The sequence below is a fragment of the Streptomyces sp. NPDC002853 genome, from assembly GCF_053591915.1.
Window position 1 is genome coordinate 197,991 of record NZ_JBSFUS010000014.1, and the last position, 16,629, is coordinate 214,619.

The 16,629-nt window shown below is 69.6% G+C and carries 15 protein-coding genes; 10 read left to right on the plus strand and 5 right to left on the minus strand.

Annotated elements, in window-relative coordinates; translation table 11 throughout:
- The first annotated feature begins 256 nt into the window (after nt 1–256).
- Nucleotides 257–673: an FxLYD domain-containing protein gene (locus tag ACWD02_RS34650; RefSeq protein ID WP_451218153.1), complete on the plus strand. Its 417-nt coding sequence runs from the start codon at nt 257–259 to the stop codon at nt 671–673.
- Nucleotides 674–703: 30 nt separating this feature from the next.
- Here ACWD02_RS34650 and ACWD02_RS34655 read toward each other — a convergent pair whose 3' ends face one another.
- Nucleotides 704–1,318, minus strand: coding sequence for a class I SAM-dependent methyltransferase (locus ACWD02_RS34655; RefSeq protein WP_451218156.1), 615 nt, complete (start codon nt 1,316–1,318; stop codon nt 704–706).
- A gap of 327 nt (nt 1,319–1,645) precedes the next feature.
- On the opposite strand from ACWD02_RS34655, the gene ACWD02_RS34660 reads away from it, so the two are divergent.
- On the plus strand, nt 1,646–2,599 hold the full coding sequence (locus ACWD02_RS34660; RefSeq protein ID WP_451218158.1) for a YihY/virulence factor BrkB family protein: 954 nt from the start codon (nt 1,646–1,648) through the stop codon (nt 2,597–2,599).
- 70 nt (nt 2,600–2,669) lie between these two features.
- Nucleotides 2,670–3,296 carry a GyrI-like domain-containing protein gene (locus tag ACWD02_RS34665; RefSeq protein WP_451218161.1) on the plus strand — a complete coding sequence of 209 codons (627 nt, stop codon included), beginning with the start codon at nt 2,670–2,672 and terminating at the stop codon, nt 3,294–3,296.
- A 3-nt stretch (nt 3,297–3,299) separates the two neighbouring features.
- Here the strand turns inward: ACWD02_RS34665 and ACWD02_RS34670 are convergent, their stop codons facing one another.
- Nucleotides 3,300–4,034, minus strand: a complete 735-nt coding sequence (locus ACWD02_RS34670; protein ID WP_451218164.1) for a hypothetical protein — start codon at nt 4,032–4,034, stop codon at nt 3,300–3,302.
- Nucleotides 4,035–4,449: 415 nt separating this feature from the next.
- Here ACWD02_RS34670 and ACWD02_RS34675 point away from each other — a divergent pair, with 415 nt between their 5' ends.
- The gene (locus ACWD02_RS34675) at nt 4,450–5,223 is read left to right on the plus strand and encodes a hypothetical protein (RefSeq protein ID WP_451218166.1); all 774 of its coding nucleotides are present in this window, start codon (nt 4,450–4,452) and stop codon (nt 5,221–5,223) included.
- Nucleotides 5,224–5,277: 54 nt separating this feature from the next.
- Here ACWD02_RS34675 and ACWD02_RS34680 read toward each other — a convergent pair whose 3' ends face one another.
- Nucleotides 5,278–5,475: a hypothetical protein gene (locus ACWD02_RS34680; protein ID WP_451218169.1), complete on the minus strand. Its 198-nt coding sequence runs from the start codon at nt 5,473–5,475 to the stop codon at nt 5,278–5,280.
- A gap of 93 nt (nt 5,476–5,568) precedes the next feature.
- A complete protein-coding gene (locus ACWD02_RS34685) occupies nt 5,569–6,774 on the minus strand; it encodes a cytochrome P450 family protein (protein ID WP_451218172.1) in 1,206 nt (401 codons plus the stop codon).
- 175 nt (nt 6,775–6,949) lie between these two features.
- Between ACWD02_RS34685 and ACWD02_RS34690 the strand changes: the two genes are divergently transcribed.
- Nucleotides 6,950–7,675, plus strand: coding sequence for a nucleotidyltransferase domain-containing protein (locus tag ACWD02_RS34690; protein WP_451218175.1), 726 nt, complete (start codon nt 6,950–6,952; stop codon nt 7,673–7,675).
- A 48-nt stretch (nt 7,676–7,723) separates the two neighbouring features.
- Here ACWD02_RS34690 and ACWD02_RS34695 read toward each other — a convergent pair whose 3' ends face one another.
- Entirely contained in the window at nt 7,724–8,599 is an 876-nt protein-coding gene (locus tag ACWD02_RS34695; protein ID WP_451218178.1) for an alpha/beta fold hydrolase, read from the minus strand.
- Between the two features lie 975 nt (nt 8,600–9,574).
- Here ACWD02_RS34695 and ACWD02_RS34700 point away from each other — a divergent pair.
- The 5 genes from ACWD02_RS34700 (at nt 9,575) to ACWD02_RS34720 (ending at nt 16,627) form a co-directional block, all read left to right on the plus strand.
- A complete protein-coding gene (locus ACWD02_RS34700; RefSeq protein WP_451218181.1) occupies nt 9,575–11,053 on the plus strand; it encodes a sugar transferase in 1,479 nt (492 codons plus the stop codon).
- Between the two features lie 91 nt (nt 11,054–11,144).
- Nucleotides 11,145–12,461 carry a nucleotide sugar dehydrogenase gene (locus ACWD02_RS34705; RefSeq protein ID WP_451218184.1) on the plus strand — a complete coding sequence of 439 codons (1,317 nt, stop codon included), beginning with the start codon at nt 11,145–11,147 and terminating at the stop codon, nt 12,459–12,461.
- Nucleotides 12,451–13,728 carry a glycosyltransferase family 4 protein gene (locus ACWD02_RS34710; RefSeq protein WP_451218187.1) on the plus strand — a complete coding sequence of 426 codons (1,278 nt, stop codon included), beginning with the start codon at nt 12,451–12,453 and terminating at the stop codon, nt 13,726–13,728. Before ACWD02_RS34705 ends, ACWD02_RS34710 begins: the two co-directional genes overlap by 11 nt.
- Nucleotides 13,725–15,095, plus strand: coding sequence for a polysaccharide biosynthesis protein (locus ACWD02_RS34715; RefSeq protein WP_451218190.1), 1,371 nt, complete (start codon nt 13,725–13,727; stop codon nt 15,093–15,095). Before ACWD02_RS34710 ends, ACWD02_RS34715 begins: the two co-directional genes overlap by 4 nt.
- A complete protein-coding gene (locus ACWD02_RS34720) occupies nt 15,092–16,627 on the plus strand; it encodes a Wzz/FepE/Etk N-terminal domain-containing protein (protein ID WP_451218193.1) in 1,536 nt (511 codons plus the stop codon). Before ACWD02_RS34715 ends, ACWD02_RS34720 begins: the two co-directional genes overlap by 4 nt.
- The last annotated feature ends 2 nt before the right edge of the window (nt 16,628–16,629 follow it).

The window sequence follows — 16,629 nt, forward strand, 5'->3', positions numbered from 1 at the left end:
TCGGCTCACGGGCCGCCTCACGGTTCGACACTACGACCGCCGGGCACGCCTGCGGACCCATCACGGCGCACGGGTACCGACATGCGTCGGCGGGAACACGGCGGGATGATTGAGACATCAGCTCCACGCGTCACCTGGGGTCCCAATGCCCACGCAGAACCCGCCGCCACCTCCGCGGGGCTGGGGTGCGTCAGCCGGCCGATCGCAGTGGGGGCAACGGCCGCCGCCCCGGAGAGGTGGATGTGGACGCGCTTTGATGTACGGGGTGCTCGGCGTGGTCGTGCTCGTCGTGGTGGTGACCGCGATCGCCCTCATGGCGGGCGGCAAGAGCGACGAGGACCCAGGCCCCAAGGAGTCCCCGCAACAGGAGCAGACCTCGCCGACCCTGACCGGCCCCCGAGCTGACGTCGAGATCACGAAGTGCTCGGTCCTGGACTCCGTGCGGTGGCCGACAGCTGAGCTTCGCATCACCAACCACAGTTCGAAAACATCCAACTACGCGGTCGACGTGGAGTTCCTCGACGCGAAGGGCGAGCGCATCTCCGAGGGCCTCGCCGCGACCAACAACTTGGCCCCGGATCGGGTGGCGAACGAGACGGCCACCGGCACACGAGAAGCAACAGGAACGGTGACGTGCAAGGTCACCGATGTCACGCGCTACGCGTCGCCGTAGGAAGGCCGCCGGTGGCGCCTCCGCAGAGCATCAGGCGCGCTGCAGCCGATGGACACTGACGGCATAGCCGCCGCCCTCGTAGGGGTGGGCGTCCCATGTCGCGAAGCGGTTCACGAGGGTGAGGTGGGCCGCGGCGCAGTAGGCGTCGTACTCGGACAGGGTGATGGTGGGCGGTACCGGCAGGTGCGCCTCGTCCAGGCCGAACCCGGCGACCAAGAGGCCACCCGGGCGAAGAGTGGCGGCCAGGCGGCCGACCACAGCTGCTTCGGTCCCGGTGGCAAGGAGCGGGAAGATGTTGCCGGCGGCGACCACGAGATCGAAGCCCGCCCCCACCTGAAGCTCGGCCGGGTCGAACGTGGCCAGGTCGGCCTGGATCCAGGGCAGTTCCGGCGCCTGCCTGCGCGCCACGGCCAGCATGGAGGCGTCCAGATCGACCCCGACACAGTCGTACCCGAGCTCCGCCAACCGGATCATGACCCGGCCGGTACCGCACCCGGCATCCAGCACCCGCGCTCCGGCGGGCACCAGCGCGGCACACAGCCCTGCCTCACCGTGCATGTCCTTGCCGCTGCCGGCCAGGGCCGCGAACCGGGCGGCATAGTCCTCTCCGGACGTCCCACCAGTCAGCTCTTCCCAACGGCTCATGACGAACAGGGTAGACGCATGGGCCAGGTGAGCAGCTTGGGGACGCGCTTCGCGCTTCCCGGCTGTCGGGGAAGGGGTGGAAGAACTCCGAAGCTCGGTCGGTCGTGGCGAGGTGCCGTCGCGCCAAGGGCTTCCGGCGCTGTCACATGGGTTTCGGCGCCACCGGCGGCCGCCAGGGCAAGTACCCTCTGGGCTGGTCCCGGTGCACGCGCGACCATGCTCGCGGATCGCGGTGAGGCCGGATTACGGCGTCGGCGCCTGGGCACCGGGCACTGGTGCGCAGGAATCTCCTGCCGACGACGTACACCGGACGAACGGGGCGGGGCAATGGGCACGGCGACGACGGTTCCTCAGACGCGGGACATGGAGGGCGATGAGCTCTCCGGCGACGAGGCCTTCGTGGCGCTGCGCCACTACGGGGGCTGGCGGCTGCTGCACGATGCCTTCGTGCGGTTCCGCTACGCCGACGGGTTCAGCCACTCCCGGGCCCTGGCGCTGCAGACGGTCCTCGCGCTCGTCCCGCTGGCGATCGTCTTCGTCGGCCTGTCGAGCGTGCTGCACACGCAGGGCATCGGCCGGTTCGCCGAGGTGGTCATCCATCGCATGGCGCAGGGACCGAGCGCCGATGTCGTCGACGAGGCGCTGGCCCGCAGCCGCCGTACCGCTGACGGTGGAACGCAGGTCGCTCTCTGGTTCGGGCTCGTGTTCTCCCTGTCCAACGTCACGACGGCGATGTGCCAGATCGAACGCGGCGCCAACCGGATCTACGGCAACGAGCGTGACCGGCCCTTTCACCGCAAGTACCTGCGCGGCTTGGTCATGGCCGTGACCGCGGGGCTGCCTCTGGGCCTGGGCTTCGTCGTCATGGTGGCGGGCCGTGACCTGGCGGCCGCGGCGGTGTCGGTCTTCGGTGCCGGGTCCTGGGTGACCACCGTGTTCGGCGTTGCGCGATGGCCGGTGGGCTTCATACTCGCGCTCGTGGCGGCAAGCATCATCTTCAGGCTCGCGCCGCGGCGGCGCCAACCCGGTTATACGTGGCTGGCGTTCGGCGCGGTGGTCTACCTTCTCCTGTGGACGGCTCTGACCGGTCTGCTGAGCCTGTACCTCTCCCTGAGCGGCTCCTTCGACACCATCTACGGTCCGCTCAGCGCCTTCATGTCCTTGCTGCTCTGGGCCTACCTGACCTCGATCGCCCTGTTCCTTGGCCTGGCCTTCGCCGCGCAACTCGAGGCGGCACGTGCGCTGCAACCAGGCCCCGTCGAAGCGGACCCGGGAGTCTGAACCGCGTACTTCTTCGTTCTCGTGGGTTTGTGCTTGTCTGGACCGTCCCTCACCAGGAAGGCGCCCCGGCATGACCGCGAAATACGACGTCAAGCGTGAGCTCAAGGCGTGCTATGCGCCCAAGAACACCGACTGGGAAGTCCTCGACATCCCCGAGCTGCGCTTCCTCGCCATCGACGGGCACGGTGACCCGAACACCAGCCCCGCGTACCGCCGCGCGGTCGAGGCGCTCTACCCGGTCGCCTACACCGTCAAGTTCGCGAGCAAAGCCAACCTCGGCAAGGACTTCGTCGTGGGCCCGCTCGAAGGGCTGTGGTGGGCGGACGACATGGACGACTTCCTGGCCAGGCGCAAGGACAACTGGCGCTGGAGGCTGCTCATCAACATCCCCGACTGGATCACCGACGACATGATCGAGGACGCCAGGCGCACCGCCCTCGCCAAGAAGAACCTCCCGGCCATCGCGGACGTCCGGTCGGAGACCTTGCGCGAGGGCACCAGCGCCCAGGTCCTGCACATCGGCTCGTACGACGACGAAACCCCGATCCTGGCCAGGCTGCACCAGGAGTACCTGCCCGCCCACAAACTTCGCGAGAGGGGGCTGCACCACGAGATCTACCTCAGCGATCCGCGCAAGACCAGCCCCGCCAGACTCAGGACGATTCTGCGGCAGCCGGTGAAAGCTTGCTCCGGCTGATGCTCACGCCTCTATGCGCAGCCAGGTGTCGCCCGCGCGGAGCCAGAGAGAGCCGTCGCGGCCTTGACCGCAGCGCAGCACGACCCGGCCCGGCACCCGCATGCGATTCCGGCCGGTGACGGTCCAGGTGTCGCCGTTGCGCTCGGCGCGGGTGAGTTCCACGGACCGCTTGTTGTGGTCGCGGCGGGTGAGGACCGCCCGGTTGCCGCGGACCGCGAATCCGTCCGGGGCACGGACGGGGCTGGGGTAGCTGACCACGTCGCCCGTTGAGGGGGTGATCCGGGTCAGGAAGGTGCCGCCTCTGCTGCTGCCTGAGTACCAGACGAGCCACACCCGTTCGTTCTCGGTCGCGGCGGTGCAGCCTTCCAGCGGGTGGTCGGGCAGCCGCCCTGCTGGGGTCCAGGTCGACAGCCCCTCGGCATCCCAACCTGCCAGGCCCGCCCCGGACTCCGGGTGACCGCCGTAGATGCCCTCGTCTCCGTAGGCCGTCCAGATACCTCCGCGGGCGTCGGTGATCAGGGCGGGGATGTCATCTCCGAGGCAGAATTCCGCTTCCGGTGTGCTGGACGGGGAGAAGACCACGGCGTTGGGCTTCCAGAGGTTCTTGTCCTCGTTCAGGAACGTACGACCGCTCACCAGCAGGAATCGGGAGTCCGGGAGGAGGGCCAGGTGGCTGGGCCGGATCGCGATGTCCTGCACCGGGATCCGCCGCTCCCCCGACCCCGTGATGATGCGCAACTCACCGCTGAACGGGAGCGACGGCCGTAGCCCCACCCAACCCCGGGGGTATCGGCTGCGATCGAGGTGGCGTCGGTGCACCAGCAGGACCGCGAGCTCCCCGGCAGGCCCGACGCTCCACCACAGGGCCCGGAAACCCCGGACGGCATCAGCAGCGGGAAGTCGCCACACGTGACGTATCGCGGCACTGGAACGAGCAGGTATACGGCGCAGATTCATCGACGATCGCCTCTGGGACTCCGGGGGCCGAGCCGCCCGAAGAGCGCCACCTTACCGGCCCCCAGACGCAAGAGGCGAAGATCCTCTGTTGCCCGTTCGTGATCAACGGGTGCACAACCTCGTATGAACCCCGGCTGTCTGAAAGGCGCCGGAGGAGGGCTCTCCGGCGCCTTTCGGTACAGAGATCGGAGATCAGGTGGGCAAGAAAGTCTGGAGAGCTGTCGTGGCCGGTGGCGCGGCGGCGGTGTTCACGGGCGTGGCCGCGGTGCCGGCCGGGGCGGCCGAGGGCGGGGTGTCCTTCACCCGCGTCCAGGTGAACGGCGGCAAGCCGATCGTGATCGGAGTGTCCAAGGAGGTCGCGGCGCCCACCTCCTTCCGGATGACGACCACCAAGAAGTGGAAGTGGCCGGCGGTGTTCTTGTACCGCGGCAGTACGGGGAATGCGGGGGAGCGACTGTGGCACGCCATCGAAACGAGCGACTGCCACGAGGCGGGCGTGGGCGTCTGTGACATCAACGAGACGATGTTCTTTGACCCCAGCGTGTGGGACATGCGCAACAGCGAGGCCGGAGCCTGGAAGGTCGCGGCCGAGGTGTCCTTCAAGGGCGGCGGCGGTGACACGGACGACAAGGGCCTGACCGCCTACGTCAAGCGCAACTCCCGCCTGAGTGTGAACGCCGCGCCGGAGCCGGTGGCCAAGGGCAAGACCATCACCGTGACCGGCAAGGTGACGCGGGCCAACTGGGAGACGAAGAAGTACGCCTCCTACGGGAGCCGCCTGGTGAGCCTGCAGTTCAAGCCCAGCGGAGCCACCTCCTACACCACGGTGAAGAAGGTGCACGCCAACGGCTCGGGCGCTCTCAAGACGACCGTGAAGGCGTCCAAGACGGGCGCGTGGCGCTGGGCGTACTACGGCAACACCACCACCGGACCGTCGACTTCGGCTGCCGACAACGTCGTCGTGCGATAAGAACCACCGAGGGGCCCGCCCTGCGACGGGCGGGCCCCTCGGTGGCTCAACTGCTCAGCGGGCCTGGGCCGCTTCCAGGCCCATGGACGCCACCTCGAGACCCGTACGTACTCCGTCGACAACCTGGCGGGGATCGTCGGGAAGGTTGATGCTGCCCTGACGGGGGCTCTCGTCGGCAAGGGCGGGTGTGGCCACGGCGACAGCAGCAGCGGCAGCGGACAGGGCGACAACAACGCGCTTCGTGTTCTTCATGCCCACTTGAACGATCACGAGGGCCGCCAGGATGCGCACACCCGGGCAACTCAGGGGAAAACGGCGTCACTGCTGTCGTGCAGCCTCCGGTGGTTACCAGCGCACCGGCACCTCTCGCAGGCTCCGCATGAGACTGGTCCTCCACTGCGGGGTGCCGTCGCCGTCGAAGGCCAGGCGGGGGAAGCGGTCAAGGAGGGCGCGCAGGGCCAGGGTGGCCTCCAGGCGGGCCAGCGGTGCGCCCAGACAGTGGTGCAGCCCGTGCCCGAAGGCGAGGTGGGCGCGCGTCACGGACGGATCGCGGCGGATGTCGAACCGTTCGGGGTCCAGGAAGCGCGCGGGGTCGCGGTTCGCGGCGGCGATGGACAGCACGACACGCGCACCCGCCGGTAGAAGGACCCCTCCGAGGGTGACGGGTTCGGCCGTGTAGCGATAGGTGCCCGCCGGCGCGGGCGACTCGAAGCGGAGCGTCTCCTCCACCGCCCCGGTGAGCAGCCCGGGGTCGGCGCGGAGGGCTGCGAGCTGCTCGGGATGCCGGAGCAGCAGGTGGACGGCGTTGGCGATGAGATTGACGGTGGTCTCGTGCCCTGCGACCAGCAGCAGGAAGGCCATGCCGAGCAGTTCCTCCGGCGTGAGCCGGTCGGCTCCGTCCCCGTCGTGGGTACGGACCAGCGCGTGCAGCAGATCGCTCTCCGCCGCGTCCGGCAGGCGCCGCTTCTCCTCCGCCAGCCCCGCGAGGTACACCGCCATCTCCTGCGAGGCGAGGGCGGATTGCTCCGGGTCGTCGAGGGCGACGACCTTGGTGGACCACGCGCGGAAGGCGGCCCGGTCCGCGTCCGGCACGCCGAGCAGCTCGCAGATGATGGTGAGCGGCAGCGGATAGGCGTATGCGGCCACGAGGTCGGCCCGGCCGTCGGCGTCCACGGCGTCCAGGAGCGCATCGGCGGCCTCCTGGACGCGGGGCCGCAGCGCCTGGACGCGGCGGGCGGTGAACTCGCGGGCCACCAGCGTCCGCAGGCGGGTGTGATCGGGCGGGTCGGCCTGCAGCATGTTGCGGCCCACGGCGTACAGCCCGTCGTCCACGAAGTCGGCGGAGTGCCGTACGTCGTTACGGAAGCGGGAGTCCGCGAACGCGGCGCGCACTTCCTCGTGCCCGACCACCAGCCACGACTCGTCCCCGGTGGGGAACCGCACGTGGTGGACGGGCCCGCGGGAGCGCAGTGCGGTGAAGGCGGAGTAGGGGTCGGCCGTGAAGTCCTCGGTGAGGTCGGCGAGTCGGAGGGTGGGGCGTTGCGTGCGCATCGACGGCTCCCGAAAGGAAGTGGGGATTACTCCCCGCTTATCTGGCACTGGTGACCGTAACATGAAGTGGGGAGGGCTCCCCGATTCGGGATCATCGGCACTCCGAACAGGTGCTGCGGGCAGCCACGGCCGGCGCCCTGAACCGCACGTTCGCCACCTGGCACCATGAGCACCCATGGATGGTCAAGAAGCCGCGCGCGCCCAAGCTCGCCGCATGGTCGCCGAACTCTTTCCCGACGCCCTGGGCGCCCTGCTCGGAGGCTCCGCCGCCCAGGGGTGCGCGACGGCGGCCAGCGACCTGGACGTGGCCGTGCTCCTTCCGGACTCGGACATCAGCCGGCGGGAGGTGATACGGCACGAGGGCCGCACCGTCGAGTTGTTCCTCAACACCCTCGCCGAAATACCGGAGTTCTTCGCCTGGGACCGGGCCCGGCGCCGCGGCACCGTCCTGTTCGTCTATGACCAAGGGCTACCGCTGACCGACCCGCACGGGCACGTGGCCCGTACGCGCCGACTGGCCCACGACGTGCTGGCCTCCGGCCCCCCTGCGCTCACCACGGCCGAGCGGCAACACGGCCGCTACGCGCTCACCTGTTTCCTGGACGACCTGCTCGACACACCACCGCGCAACCGCCATGAACAGCTTTCCCTCGCCGACCAGGCGCTGCGTCTGGCGGCGGACCTGGTCACCGCCCATCACGGCGCCTGGACAGGAATAGGCAAATGGCTCCCCCGGCGGCTGCTCAGTGCCGACCCGGCGCTGGGCGAAGCCCTGCTGGACGGCCATCTGGCAGTGGCCGAGCACGCCGATCCCCATCCGTTGGCCACTGCGGTGAAGCAGGCTCTCGACCTGTGCGGCGGGCCACTGCAGGAGGGTTACTCCCAGCCCTGGCGCCCCTGAACGCCCTCGGCGCCACCGCGGGCCGGCGGCGCGCCCGGGGAGCGGCCGCTACTCGGCACCCGGGGTTGGCCGAAGGAAGTCCGTCAGCGCGGCGGCCAAGGCTTCGGGGGCCTGTTCCGCGACGTGGTGGCCGGACTCGATGCCGTGCCCCCGAACGTCGGTGGCCCATCGGCGCCAGATCGCACGGGGGTCTCCGTAGAGGTCCTCCAGGTCGTCCCGGAGCGACCACAGGATCAGCGTCGGGCAGGTGACGCGCCTGCCGGCAGCACGGTCGGCTTCCTCGTGCCGCCGGTCGATGGTGAGGCCGGCGCGGTAGTCCTCAAGCATCGCTCGCACCACATCGGGATTGCGTGTGGCCTCCCGCCACTCCTTGTGGTTCTCCTCCCCCATCGTCTCGGGGTCCCCGCGGTACCAGCTGTCGGGGTCAGCGGTGATGACGCGCTCGGGAATGTCCGGCTGCGCGAAGAAGAACCAGTGCCACCACTGCGTGGCGAACTCGGCGGTGATGCGCGACAGATGTTCCGTCAGCGGCAGGCAGTCCGCGAACACCACCCGCGAGACACTCTCGGGGTGGTCGAGTGCGAGGCGCAGAGCCACGCTGCCCCCGCGGTCGTGTCCGACGAGCGAGAAGCGGCGATGTCCCAGGCGGCGCATCACGGCGAGCACGTCCTCGGCGACGGCGCGCTTGGAGTAGCCGACATGATCCGCCGTGAAGGCCGGCCCTCTGGAGCGCCCATACCCCCTCAGGTCGGGACACACCACCGTGTGCCCGGCTCGTACAAGCAGCGGGGCGACCTGGTGCCACGTCGCCGACGTACGGGGGTGCCCGTGCAGCAGCAGCACCGGCGGGCCGTGGCCACCGGAGCGGACGAAGACGGACGCCTCACCGACATCGATCTGCGTTGTCTCGAATCCTTCGAACACGCGGCCTCCTTGGAGCGGCGAAGCCCGTACCGCGTATTCACCGTCGGCACGGGGCCAATCCTTCTGTTGCCCCGGCCGGAATCGGCCATGTGTCGGGGGCCCGGAACAGGTCGCGCCGAGAGCGCCCGAGGTCCCGGCCTCACCCTAAACCTGAGGTCGAGGCTTAATTCGATGAGCCGTTGCGGCTTCACCCGGCCGCACTACTCACCCCACGAATTCGGCCGCCCCACCGTGAATCCCGCCCGGTGCCGTCCGGCCTCCAGACGACCGCTCGAGCCCCAGGGGCACTACTCACGGTCTTTCCACCCACAAGATCCCGACCCCGTTACGCGATCACTGCGGAAGACGGGGCTCCGACGGCGACGGTCTTGAGCCAACAGCCCCCGCACGCAGTGGAGTTGACGGTTCCAACAGGCCTCAAAAACCCCGTTCGCGCAGGTCACGGGGAGTCCGTGCCGTACCAAAGCACCCCGGGTGATCACCGCGAAGTTGAACAAGCTTCAAAGGTTGACCACAAATTACACACATCCCCTCTTCAGACCGGCGCCAATGGTCTAGATTGACCGTGCTTCACATGCGGACACGAGGCGACAAAAGATGATCTATAAGTCCGGCGCCACGGACGACCAGCAGTTTGCGTACATCGGCGCCAGGCTTGGGGGTGATCAATTCGTGGTGCCCGGAAGAAGCCCGGGGTGTGGGGAACACCCAGGGCTTCGACGGGCTTTTGCGTGCGTCGAGAGTCCGGCAGCGCAGCAAGTCCGCTGCCACTTGGGTGGGGTGCTCAAGTAACGCTGCAGTAGCCGGGATGTCATTCGCTGGGGGCGAGGCCTCCCGGGGGGAGGAACAGCGTGGCGTGGCGCGGGGGGCGGGGGCCTCCCGAGGGGAGGACACAGTGCGGGGGGCGGGGGCCTCCCGGGGGGAGGAACCGTGTGGAGCGAACACGTCGAGCCCACTGGAGACCTGGGGGGGTCTGTGCAACAGGGGGAATTAGTCAGCCCGTTTCCACCGGCGCACGGGCGTCCGGGGAACGGGGCAATCAGCCGGCCACCGATTGACTGGGAACAGCGTTACCGCCGCGCCGTGATCACCAGCGACGCCGTGGTCACCGCCTTCGTGGTGGCGGCCATCGGGGGCTTCTTCGGGGTCCGCGACGCCGCCAACTGGCACGAGAAGTGGCGCATCCTCGCCTTCGGCACGGAGCTCCTTGTGCTGGGAGCACTCGCGGCGAGCAGGTCATGGGCTCCGGCCGTACTGGGCCAGGGCGCGGAGGAGTTCCGCCGGCTCGGACGTTCACTGTTCACGGCGGCCGTCGTACTGGCGCTCGGTGGGATAGCCCTCACCTCGCGCAACATCAAGCTCTGGATATTCGTCGCGATCCCGGCCATCGCGCTCGTCATCATGACCGAGCGATATCTGCTGCGCCTTTGGCTGCACGCACACCGAAAAGAAGGGCGGTGCCTGCGCCCGGTGCTCGCTGCCGGGAGCCCGGCCACCGTCCGCGACCTGATCGCCCGGACCCGCAAGTTCCCGCATCTGGGCTGGCGAGTCGAGGCGGTGTGCACGCCGGACGGCTATGGACTCGACGGTGGCCATCTGGACGGCGTGCCGGTCGTCGGCCGCCTCTCGGACGTGGCCGGTCACGTCCGTCGCGACGGCTACCGCGTCGTCGCCGTCACACCGGATCCGCACTGGTCACCGGACGGTCTGCAACGACTGGCCTGGAACCTCGAGGGCAGCGATGCCGAGATGGTCGTGGCCCCCGTACTGATGGAAGTGGCAGGACCCCGGCTGCATGTCGACGCGGTACTCGGGATACCGCTGCTCCGGGTCAGCATGCCGACCTTCACCGGTGGCCGCCGGGTGGTCAAAGGGATCGTGGACCGGATGGGCGCGGCGGTCCTGCTGTTGCTGTTCGCGCCGCTGATGGTGCTCGTCGGGCTGCTCGTGCTGATGGACAGCCGGGGCGGGGCGCTGTACCGCCAGCGCCGAGTCGGCAAGGACGGCCGCGAGTTCACCATCTTCAAGTTCCGCACCATGGTCGTCGGGGCCGACGGGGCACGCGCCGAACTGGCCGACCGCAACGAGGGTGCGGGGCTGTTGTTCAAGCTCCGCCGGGACCCCCGCGTGACCCGCGTGGGAACGGTGCTGCGCCGGTACTCGATCGACGAGCTCCCGCAGCTCTTCAACGTGCTCACCGGCTCGATGTCGCTGGTGGGGCCGCGGCCTCCGCTGCCGGAGGAGTCCGCCGCGTACGGCCCGGACATCCGGCGGCGACTCCTGGTCAAGCCAGGGCTCACCGGCCTGTGGCAGATCAGCGGGCGCAGTGACCTGCCGTGGGAGGAGGCGGTCCGCCTCGACCTGCGGTATGTGGAGGACTGGTCGCTCGCCCTGGACACAGTGATCTTGTGGAAGACCCTGCGGGCGGTGCTCCAGGGACAAGGGGCCTACTGATGCGACTCATGCGACTGACGCGCGGGGACCGTGGTCCGGCCGGCGCACGGAAGGCAGGCCGCGAGGCCGTGCCTGGGGGGAGGAACGGAATATGAGGGTCAGCGTCTTAGGGCTCGGCTATGTGGGCTGCGTGTCGGCCGCGTGCCTGGCGGGCATGGGTCACGAGGTCATCGGGGTGGACGTCAACCAGGTGAAGGTCGACCTGGTCAACGACGGCAAGGCCCCGGTGGTCGAGGAGCGGATCGGCGAACTCGTCGCCGATGCCGTGCGGACCGGAGCGTTGCGCGCCACCGTTGACGTGCGCGAGGCGATCATGGGCAGCGATGTGTCGCTGGTCTGCGTGGGTACGCCGTCGGAGCCCAACGGCAGCCTGTGCACCACGTACTTGGAGCGGGTCACCGAGCAGATCGGCGCAGCCCTGGCCGAGCGGGGCGGGCGGCACACCGTCGTCTTCCGCAGCACCATGCTCCCGGGCACCTGCCTGAATCTGCTGGTGCCGATCCTGGAGAAGTACGTCGGCGGCACGGCCGGAGTGGACGTCGGGGTCGCGGTCAACCCGGAGTTCCTGCGTGAGGGCACGAGCGTGCGGGACTTCTTCGATCCGCCCAAGACCGTCATCGGCGAGCTCGACGCGGCCAGCGGCGACGTGGTGGCGGCGCTCTACGACGGCTTGCCCGGCGAGGTGTTCCGGGTGCCGGTCCCCACCGCCGAGGCCATCAAGTACGCGGACAACGCCTTCCACGGCCTCAAGATCGGCTTCGCGAACGAGCTCGGAGCGGTGTGCCAGGCGCTCGGGGTGGACTCGCACCAGGTGATGGACGTGTTCCTGGCCGACCGGAAACTCAACATCAGCCCGGCCTATCTGCGGCCCGGTTTCGCCTTCGGCGGCTCCTGCCTGCCCAAGGACCTGCGCAGCCTGGTCCACGCCGCGCAGCGGGCCGATGTCTCGGTGCCGATCCTGTCCCACGTGCTGCCCTCCAACTCCGACCATCTGCAGCGGGCGGTGGAGCTGGTGGAGCGCACCGGCAAGCGCAAGGTGGGCCTCTTCGGCCTTTCCTTCAAACCCGGCACCGACGACCTCCGCGAGAGCCCGCTCGTCGAGCTGGCGGAGAGACTTCACGGCAAGGGTTACTCCTTGCGGATCTACGACGCCAACGTGAGCCTCTCCCGGCTCATCGGCGCGAACCGCGAGTACATCGAGACCCGGCTGCCGCACCTCGCCCAACTGATGGCCGACTCCGTCGACGAGGTGCTCGAGCACGCGGAAGTGTGCCTGGTCGGAACCAAGGACCCGGACGTTCTCTCGGCGCTGCCCCATGGCGACGGACCGGTGATCGTCGATCTCATCCGCCTTCCCGACGCCGACGCGCGCCGGACAGAACCGGGGTACATAGGCCTTGCTTGGTAACACAGCTTTTGGTGACACGACCGGCGGCGACGGGACGGGCCGACGGGCGCTGATCCTGGTGGAGAACCTGTCGGTGCCGTTCGACCGGCGGGTGTGGCAGGAGTGCACTACGCTGCGCGACGCGGGCTGGAAAGTGCACGTCATCTGCCCACGGGGAGAGAAGCGGGACACCGAGCCGGAGGCGGAGATCGACGGGGTGCGGATCCACCGCTACCCGTTGCGCGCGGCCACCGGAGGTCCCGCCGGCTATCTGCGGGAGTACGGATCGGCGCTGTGGCACACGGCCCGCCTCGCCCGCAAGGTCGGCCCGGTCCACGTGGTCCACGCCTGCAACCCGCCCGACCTGCTGTTCCTGCCCGCGCTGCGGCTCAAGCGGCTCGGCGCGCGGTTCGTCTTCGACCAGCACGACCTGGTGCCCGAGCTGTACCTCTCCCGGTTCGACCGCGGCGAAGACCTGCTCTACCGGGCCGTGTGCGCCCTGGAGCGGGTGACCTACCGGGCCGCGGACATCGTCCTCGCCACGAACGAGAGCTACCGCGAGGTCGCGATACGCCGCGGCGGCAAGCGCCCCGAGGACGTCTTCGTGGTACGCAGCGCGCCCGTGATCGAACGGTTCCAACCGGTCCCGCCCGAACCGGAGTTGAAGCGCGGCAAGCAGCATCTGCTGTGCTACCTGGGTGTCATGGGCCCACAGGACGGCGTCGACTACGCCTTGCGGTCCTTGGCGAAGCTGCGCGACAACCTCGGGCGCACCGACTGGCACGCGGTGTTCGTCGGCGCCGGTGACGCTTTCGACGCGATGGTGGAGCTCTCCCGGCGACTCGGACTCTCCGAGCAGGTGCAGTTCACCGGCCGCATCCCCGATGCCGAGCTGGTGCGCTATCTGTCCACCGCGGACGTGTGCCTCTCCCCCGACCCGCGTAATCCGCTCAACGACGTGTCGACCATGAACAAGGTCATGGAGTACATGGCGATGGGCAAGCCGATCGTCTCCTTCGACCTCAAGGAGGCGCGCGTCTCCGCCGGCGACGCCGCCGTCTACGCGCCCGCCAACGACGAGGCCCAGTTCGCCGAGCACATCGCGCTGTTGCTCGACGATCCGGAGAAGCGCGCCCGGATGGGCAAGCTCGGCCAGGAGCGCGTCGGCGGAGAACTTTCCTGGCAGAACTCCCAGAGATCACTGCTCGCCGCCTACGCCGCCGCTTGCGCCGCCCGCACCCGTGTCGGTGGCGCCCCGATCAGGATGGGGAGGAGGCGGCGACGTTGAGCGATGACACGATACGTCTGGTCACGGTCGGGCGGATCTTCCGTGGGCGTTGGCGCCTGCTCGCCGTCGTCGCCCTGCTGGGCGCCCTCGTCGGTTACGGCGCCTCCGTGGTGGTCTTCCCGCCGCGCTACACGGCGTCGGCATCGGTACTGCTGCCCGGTGCCTGGGAAGAACGCGAACTGGTGACCCAGGTGAACGTCGCGACCAGTTCTTCGGTGGTCGACCGGGTGGCCGACACGCTTGACTGGACCGGCGGCGACGGCAGCGAGCTCATCGACCAGGTGAGCGCCAAGGCCGCCGAGGGAAACATCGTCAAAATCTCGGGTACGGCCGAAACCCCGGAGCACGCACAGGAGCTGGCCGACCAGGTCGCCAAGGAATTCGTCACCTTCGCCACGCGCGTCGCGGGCGGCAGCACCGACCCGGCAAGGGCCTCACGGCCCGAGGCGCTGCGAAAGAAGGTCGAGGAGACCAACCGGCGCATCACCGAACTGGCCAAGGCGGCCGACCCGGGGCAGACCGTGGAGAGCGTGCAGGCCCGCACCTCGCTGGAGAAGCTGCGCAGTTCTCTGGAGGAGGCCATGCAGAAGCTGGAGGAGGCCGATCCGGCGACCGGCAAGGCCGGCATGGTCGTCATGGGTCCGGCGGCCCTGCCGACCGGCGAGGCACCGCCGACCAGGACGCAGCTCATCGTGGGCGGGGCGTTGCTGTTCCTTCTGGTTGCGTTCATCGCCCACCTCACCGCGGCACGGTCGAACCGGCGGCTGCGCACCGAAGCGGAGATCGCCGCGGCGCTGCGCTCGACGGTGATCGGCACCGTCGATGTGCCCGGTGGACAGACCGCGCACCGGCCGCGAGGCCATGGCCCGTGGGCCTGGGTACGCCGTTTCCTCGGCGTCGACTCACGCTGGGACATACCGGCCCCGGTGGCGACCGGCGACGAGGCCGGCAGACAGCTCCGCTACCGGCGGGTGTGCGCCCGCATCCGGATTCAAGTGCCCGGCTCGCGACGGCTGTTGGTGGTCGTCCCGGACGGCGACGAGATCGGCCGTCAGGCCGCCGGGCAGCTCGTCGCCGAGGCCAAGAGCGATCCCCAGCTGCGGATGGTGGAAGTCTCGGTGGCCCGGCCGACGGTGCCGGACCGGGACACCGAATCCGGCGCCCTGGTCGTCCTCAGCGCGGGCAGTTGGACCGCCAGTGAGCTCACCGGCATCGCCGAGGCGTGTGCGGACGGCAGGCACGAGGTCGTCGGCGTCGTCGTCGCCGGCACGGTCCGGACCCGTCCCACGCGGTCGGTCGAACACCCTCAGGAGACGGCCGCTCCGGCCCTCGCCGCCCGCGGCCAGGCGACGGGAGGTCCGGCATGACGACGCACACGACCTCGGAGTCGTCGACAGCCGCTCCGCTGCTGAACCTGCAGGCGTTGGTGGTCTCGGTGCGCAGACGCCGTCGCCTCTGGTGCTCCCTGGCCCTGATCGGACTGCTCATCGGCGCCGCCCTGGCCGTCCTGCGACCGCCGCCACCGGCCGCCATGGCCAAGGTGCTCGTCGCGCACCAGGACGATCAGCCGAACGACACCGGAACGCTGATCCGCACCGACGTCGAGGTGCTGCAGACCACGCGGATCGCCGACAAGGCCCTGAAATCCCTCAAGTCCTCGGTGAAGCCGGAAGACTTCCTGCAGGACTACCGGGGAACCGGCGTGACCAACAACCTGCTGCAGATCGATGTGACGGGTGACAGCGACGCGGAAGCGGTGGCCCGCGCCAAGGCGCTGGCGGACGCGTTCATCGCAGATCATGTGCGGCGGATGCAGGAATCCGCGAAGGCCGAGGCCAAGGCCCTGCGCGACCAGCGCGACCGGATGCGGAAGGAACTCGCCCGGGTCAACGAGTCGATCGGGGACCGGGCACCAGGGACCGACGAGACCGACCCGGAGTCGTCGGCGAGCATGGAGTCGCTCTTCGCCCGCCGAGCCGAACTCACCTCCCGGATCGCCGACTTCGACCAGCGCGCCGAAGACGCGCGCGTGGGCACCCCCCGGATCATCGCCGGCACGCAGATCGTGGACGACCCGCGCGCGGTGCGGCACTCCGTGCCCCGGGCCGCCGTCACCAGCGCCGGTATCGGGCTGGCTCTCGGGCTCGTCCTCGGGCTCGCGGTGGCCGCAGTCGCTTCAGTGGTGGCGGACCGTCCGGTTCTGCGCCGGGAGATCGCGGCGAACCTGGGGGCCTCGGTCATCGCTGAGCTGCGCCGCGTGCACCGGCGGCCGGTCAAACTGTGGCAGCTCCGACGGACCCGCGCGGCACGCGAACGGCTCGTATCGACGCTGGCCCGCACCGTGCGTGACTCCGGGGAATCGGTGTCGCTGCTCGAACTGGGCTGTGCGCACAGCACGAGCGTGATCGCTCTGGACCTCGCGAAGGCACTGGCGGCGGACGGCCCTGTGGTGGTCATCGATGATCTGCCGGCGCTGCAACGCGCGGCGCGCGGTCAGGAGCCGGGCGGCCCGGCCATCGTCAGCGGTGACCGTGTCGCGGACGTACCGCATCAGATGCGCAGGCTCGGCGTCGGCTCGGTCGCGCCCGGCACCGCGTGGACCGGCCTGCAGGACCTCGGTTCACAGACCGTACTCGTCGTGCGTGCCGGGCACGCCAGCACCGCGTGGCTGCACACCGTGGCACGGCAGCTCGCGGACCTCCTCATCCCGGTGATCGGCGTGGTGCTGATCGACCCCGATCCGCGGGACCGGACCGACGGCACCCTGTGGGACGGCCGGCACACCGCGCTGCGCGGCCACAACGAACGCCTTGCCCGGCAGAACGCGGCGAACCAGCAGCTGACGGAGCGGCCGTCGTGGGCAGTACGAGTTCCGGACAGCGACCAGGAGGCGCGGTAATA